This window comes from Streptomyces sp. NPDC055078, from assembly GCF_053607985.1.
Genome location: NZ_JBSGUP010000580.1, coordinates 737 through 5,338 on the forward strand (window position 1 = coordinate 737; position 4,602 = coordinate 5,338).

Consider the following 4,602-nt stretch of genomic DNA (forward strand, 5'->3'; position numbering starts at 1 on the left):
GAGGGCGCCGGTGCCGTCCTTGCGGCGCAGGCCGAGGGCGAGGGCCTCGCGGCGGGCGGCGACGGCGGCGCGTTCGCGCTCGGCGGTGGTGAGGGCGTCCCGGGCGGCGCTCAGGGCGGCTTCGGCCTCGGCCAGGGCGCTCTTGGCGGCGTCGTGCCGTTCGCCCAGCCGGGTGTCGTCGGCGTCGAGTCCTTCGACCTCGGCCCGGAGCTGTTCGTACTCCGCGCGGGCGGCCGCGGCCCGCTCCCCCGCCTCGTCACGGGCGGCGGCGAGGCGGTCGATCTCGGACTGGGCGGAGGCCGCCCGGCCCCGCGCGGCGTTGACCTGGCCGCCGAGGCGGGCGAGCCCTTCGCGGCGGTCGGCGATGGCGCGGGCGGCGTCCTTGAGGCGGCGCTCCTCGACGGCCAGCTCGCGTTCCAGTTCGGCGCGGTGGGCGGCGGTGTCCTCCAGCGCGCGTTCGGCCGCCTCCAGCGCGGCCACCAGTTCCGCTTCCTGCTCGCGGATCCGCGTGGCCTCGCGTTCCATGTCCTCGGGGTCACGGCCGCGCCGCTCGTCGGGGGGCTGGGCGGTCGCGCTCGTGACCCGGGCGTCGGCGAGCGAGATCGTGCCGCGGACCCGTTCCGCGAGCTGGGAGAGTTCGTACCAGCTCTGCTGGGCGCGCTGGAGCCTCGGGGCGAGTCTGCGCACCTCGTCCTCCAGGTCCGCCTCACGGGCGAGCGCGGCCTTCAGTTCCGCGGCGGCGGCCTCCCTGCGTTCCTTGAGGGCGGCCTCGTCGGCGATCTCGGAGCTGAGGGCGGCCCGCAGGCGGCCGAGGTCGTCGGCGAGCAGCCGCAGCCGGGCGTCCCGCAGATCGGCCTGGATGACCGCGGCCCGCCGGGCGACGGCGGCCTGCCGTCCGAGCGGCTTGAGCTGGCGGCGCAGCTCGTCGGTGAGGTCCTGGACGCGGGCCAGATTGGCCTGCATCGCGTCCAGTTTCCGCAGCGCCTTCTCCTTGCGCTTGCGGTGCTTGAGGACGCCCGCCGCCTCCTCGATGAAGGCACGCCGTCCCATCGGGTCGGCGTGGAGTACGGAGTCGAGCTGGCCCTGGCCGACGATGACATGCATCTCGCGGCCGATACCGGAGTCGGAGAGGAGTTCCTGGATGTCGAGGAGCCGGCAGGTGTCGCCGTTGAGCTGGTACTCGCTGCCGCCGTTGCGGAACATGATCCGCGTAATGGTGACTTCGGCGTAGTCGATCGGGAGCGCACCGTCGGAGTTGTCGATGGTGAGGGAGACCTCGGCCCGGCCGAGCGGTGGCCGCCCGGTCGTGCCGGCGAAGATGACGTCCTCCATCTTGCCGCCGCGCAGCGATTTGGCGCCCTGCTCGCCCATGACCCAGGAGAGCGCGTCCACGACATTGGACTTGCCGGAGCCGTTGGGTCCCACGACACAGGTGATGCCCGGCTCGAACCGCAGTGTCGTGGCGGAGGCGAAGGATTTGAACCCGCGCAGGGTCATGGCCTTGAGGTGCACGCAGCCGGACTCTACCTTTCGGGTTCGGTTTCACCGAGGAGGGCGAAGGGCACATCAGACGGTAAGGGGAGGACTCAAGGACTTCGGGCAGGGTCAGCGGGACCCTGAGGGAAAGAAAGAAGGGACGCCGAGGGCGTCCCTTGCATATCTTGCGCGATGGATCTCCAGCGGACCTCCGGCTCAGGTGAGCGCGGGCTCCGCCTGCGGTACGTCGATGTCGATGCCGTCGAGCAGCGACTCTCCGGGGTGCTGGGCGACGGCAGCATTGAGCGCATCATTCTCGGACTGAATCCGTACAAGCTCGGATTCGAGGTCCTGGACGCGCTGCTGGAGCCGTCGCATCTCGGCGAGAAGTCGCGGGTCGGAGCCGCCGACGTAACCGAGAAGCGCCTTTGCCATGATGGATGGTCCTCCACACTGAGTGACCGACCGATGCGGTGTGGGTCGTGAGGGATTCGCACCCGCGGTGCTCGACAGTGCCTGAGTACTGCTGATTCCGGTGTGGTTCTTACTGCCAAACAGCTAAGGTGCGCGGGGCTTCCAGAGTCTCACCAAAAAGTTTGACGGTCAACACGATCACGCCCGGCATCAAGGGGCCGACCCGGCGGCAGGCGCTCGCGGGACACGCGGCAGGGCCTTCGCTCCGGGGCCCTGGGGGCGTGGAGATCATCCTTACTGCCGCAGCCTGGCACGACCTGCCCTATATGGCAACCACCAGGCCCTTTCCACCTCGGGCGGGTACCGGAAGCAGCCATTCCAGCACCGTCGCGGATACCGGGCGGGGGTGGTCGTCAGCGGATCGCGAAGCCGTCGTAGCCACCACGGGGCGTGTCCCATATCTCAGTGACACCGTCAACCCGGCCGGGTGTGTCGTCGGAGCGCAGCCACTCCAGCAGCCGGTGGCAATTCTCACGCGCCCCCTCCGCCACAACCTGCACTCTGCCGTCGTCGAGATTGACGGCGAATCCGGTGAGTCCGCCGATCTCCAGAGCGTTTGCCCTGGTGAACCAGCGGAATCCCACTCCCTGTACCCGACCGCGCACCCAGGCGGTCAGTCGTGCGGCGTCGTCCATGGCTGCACGGTAGCCGTCGAATTGCCTACGGAGCGCTTCTCGGCCAAGCGGCATGGCGTACAGTCCGGTCCCAATGAAACTCACCCGAACGGGTGAATCGGTCGTGTCCTCAGCCGGCTTCCGGCCGATACGCGGCCGGGCCGTACAGCCGTCGATTCATGAGGAAGGCACAGCAGATGGGACGCCACCGACGCTCCGAAAAGCGTGCGGGCAAGCCCGTACGCACGGGACTGCTCGGCGCCTCCGCGGCCATGGCGGTGGGCGCCGCGGCCGTTGCCTCCGGGCTGCTGCCGGGTGGCGACACCTTCACGGTGGGCGGTGACAGCTCCGTCCCCGGCAGCCGGGTGACCGACGGCGGCGCTCCCGAACTCCAGACCCAGGGCGAGGCGAGCAGCAGTCCGACGAAGCTGCCGTCGCGTACGCCTCCCCCGCCCGCGCACGCGCCGTCGAAGTCCCCCGTCCCCAAGGCACCGGCCAAGCCGTCCGCCAAGCCCACGGAGCGGACGACGCCCCCCGCGCCGCCGCGGAAGAAGAAGACCGCGCCCCCGGTCCGTGAGAAGCCCCGTGACTCCGACCGCTCCGTGGAGCGGAAGGTCCCCCCGAAGCCCTCGCCATCGGAGTCGGCGGCCGAGGCGGAAGTGCTCGCGCTGGTGAACCAGGAGCGCGCCAACGCCGGTTGTGCCCCGGTCCGGTTCGATGCCTCACTGGCGAGGCTGGCGGGCGCCTTCAGCGACGACATGGCGAACCGAGGCTTCTTCGACCACACCGACCCGGACGGCGACAGCCCCTGGGACCGCGCGGCGCAGGCGGGTGTGAAGCATCTGGGCGGCGAGAACATAGCCCGCGGCCAGGCCGACCCGGGTGCGGTGATGAACTCCTGGATGAACAGCGACGGCCACCGAGCGAACATTCTCAACTGCGACTACAAGACGCTGGGCGTCGGTGTCCATATGGGCGACGGCGGCCCGTGGTGGACCCAGAACTTCGGCTTCTGAAGCTCTCATTCTTAACGCGAGGCGGCGGCTCGCGCTGCGCCGGAGCGGGTCTCGGAGCGCAGGGCGCGGGCTCAGAGTGCCGGGCGCGGGCTCAGAGTGCCGGGCGCGGGCTCAGAGTGCCGGGCGCGGGCTCAGGGTGCCGGGCGCGGGGCGCGCTGGCAGCGTGGGCAGAAATAGCTGGAACGGTTCATCCAGGCACGCCGCCGCAGGGGGGTGCCACAGCGCCGGCAGGGCTCGTCCGCCCGGCCGTAGGCGTCCAGTGAGCGATCGAAGTATCCCGATTCGCCGTTCACATTCACATACAGGCTGTCGAAGCTGGTGCCCCCGGCGCTCAGGGCCGCGTTCATGACATCCCGGACATGGCCGAGCAGTTCGGCCGACCGGGGGCGGGTGATGCTCGCGGTCGGGCGGTCGTAGTGGAGCTTCGCGCGCCAGAGCGCCTCGTCCGCGTAGATATTGCCGACCCCGCTGATCAGCGACTGGTCGAGCAGGGCGCGCTTGACGGTCGTACGCCGCAGCCGCAGCGCGGTATGGAACGCGGCGTCGTCGAAGGCGGGGTCGAGCGGATCGCGGGCGATGTGTGCGATGGCCGCGGGCAGTCCGTCGGGGGTGTTGTCGTGCAGGGAGAGGCCGCCGAAGGTGCGCTGGTCGACAAAGCGCAGCTCGGTGCCGATCGCGTCATCGAATCTGAGGCGGATCCGCAGATGTTTCTCATCCACCGTGTCCTCCGGCTGCACGAGCAGCTGCCCGCTCATCCCGAGGTGGCCGAGGACCGAGGAGTCGGTGTCCGCGAGCGGCAGCCACAGATATTTGCCGCGGCGGCGGGCGATACCGACGCTGTGTCCCTTGAGCCGGGCCGCGAAGTCATCGGCGCCGCCGAGGTGGCGGCGCACGGCTCGCGGGTGCAGTACCCGCACCTCGGCGATGGTGCGTCCGCTGACCCAGCGCTGGAGTCCACGGCGTACGACCTCGACCTCGGGCAGCTCAGGCACGGGGCTCCTTACCGGAAACGCTCTTGACGT

The 4,602-nt window shown here is 70.4% G+C and carries 5 protein-coding genes; 1 reads left to right on the forward strand and 4 read right to left on the reverse strand.

Annotated elements, in window-relative coordinates; translation table 11 throughout:
• The 3 genes from ACWF94_RS32485 to ACWF94_RS32495 form a co-directional block, all read right to left on the reverse strand.
• A partial coding sequence (locus ACWF94_RS32485; RefSeq protein ID WP_453496723.1) for a chromosome segregation SMC family protein occupies positions 1-1,512 on the reverse strand: 1,512 nt, incomplete at its 3' end.
• 180 nt (positions 1,513-1,692) lie between these two features.
• Positions 1,693-1,911 (reverse strand): hypothetical protein, encoded by a 219-nt coding sequence (locus tag ACWF94_RS32490; protein WP_215097132.1) that lies wholly within the window; start codon positions 1,909-1,911, stop codon positions 1,693-1,695.
• Between the two features lie 392 nt (positions 1,912-2,303).
• Entirely contained in the window at positions 2,304-2,585 is a 282-nt protein-coding gene (locus ACWF94_RS32495) for an acylphosphatase (RefSeq protein ID WP_453496726.1), read from the reverse strand.
• 176 nt (positions 2,586-2,761) lie between these two features.
• On the opposite strand from ACWF94_RS32495, the gene ACWF94_RS32500 reads away from it, so the two are divergent.
• Positions 2,762-3,580 carry a CAP domain-containing protein gene (locus ACWF94_RS32500; RefSeq protein WP_453496729.1) on the forward strand — a complete coding sequence of 273 codons (819 nt, stop codon included), beginning with the start codon at positions 2,762-2,764 and terminating at the stop codon, positions 3,578-3,580.
• A 131-nt stretch (positions 3,581-3,711) separates the two neighbouring features.
• Here the strand turns inward: ACWF94_RS32500 and mutM are convergent, their stop codons facing one another.
• Positions 3,712-4,572, reverse strand: coding sequence for a bifunctional DNA-formamidopyrimidine glycosylase/DNA-(apurinic or apyrimidinic site) lyase (gene mutM / locus ACWF94_RS32505; RefSeq protein ID WP_453496732.1), 861 nt, complete (start codon positions 4,570-4,572; stop codon positions 3,712-3,714).
• Positions 4,573-4,602: the final 30 nt, after the last annotated feature.

Coding starts and splice junctions, on each gene's coding strand:
- ACWF94_RS32490 (WP_215097132.1), bottom strand. CDS start 1,911: ATGGCAAAGGCGCTTCTCGGTTACGTCGGCGGCTCCGACCCGCGACTT.
- ACWF94_RS32495 (WP_453496726.1), bottom strand. CDS start 2,585: ATGGACGACGCCGCACGACTGACCGCCTGGGTGCGCGGTCGGGTACAG.
- ACWF94_RS32500 (WP_453496729.1), top strand. CDS start 2,762: ATGGGACGCCACCGACGCTCCGAAAAGCGTGCGGGCAAGCCCGTACGC.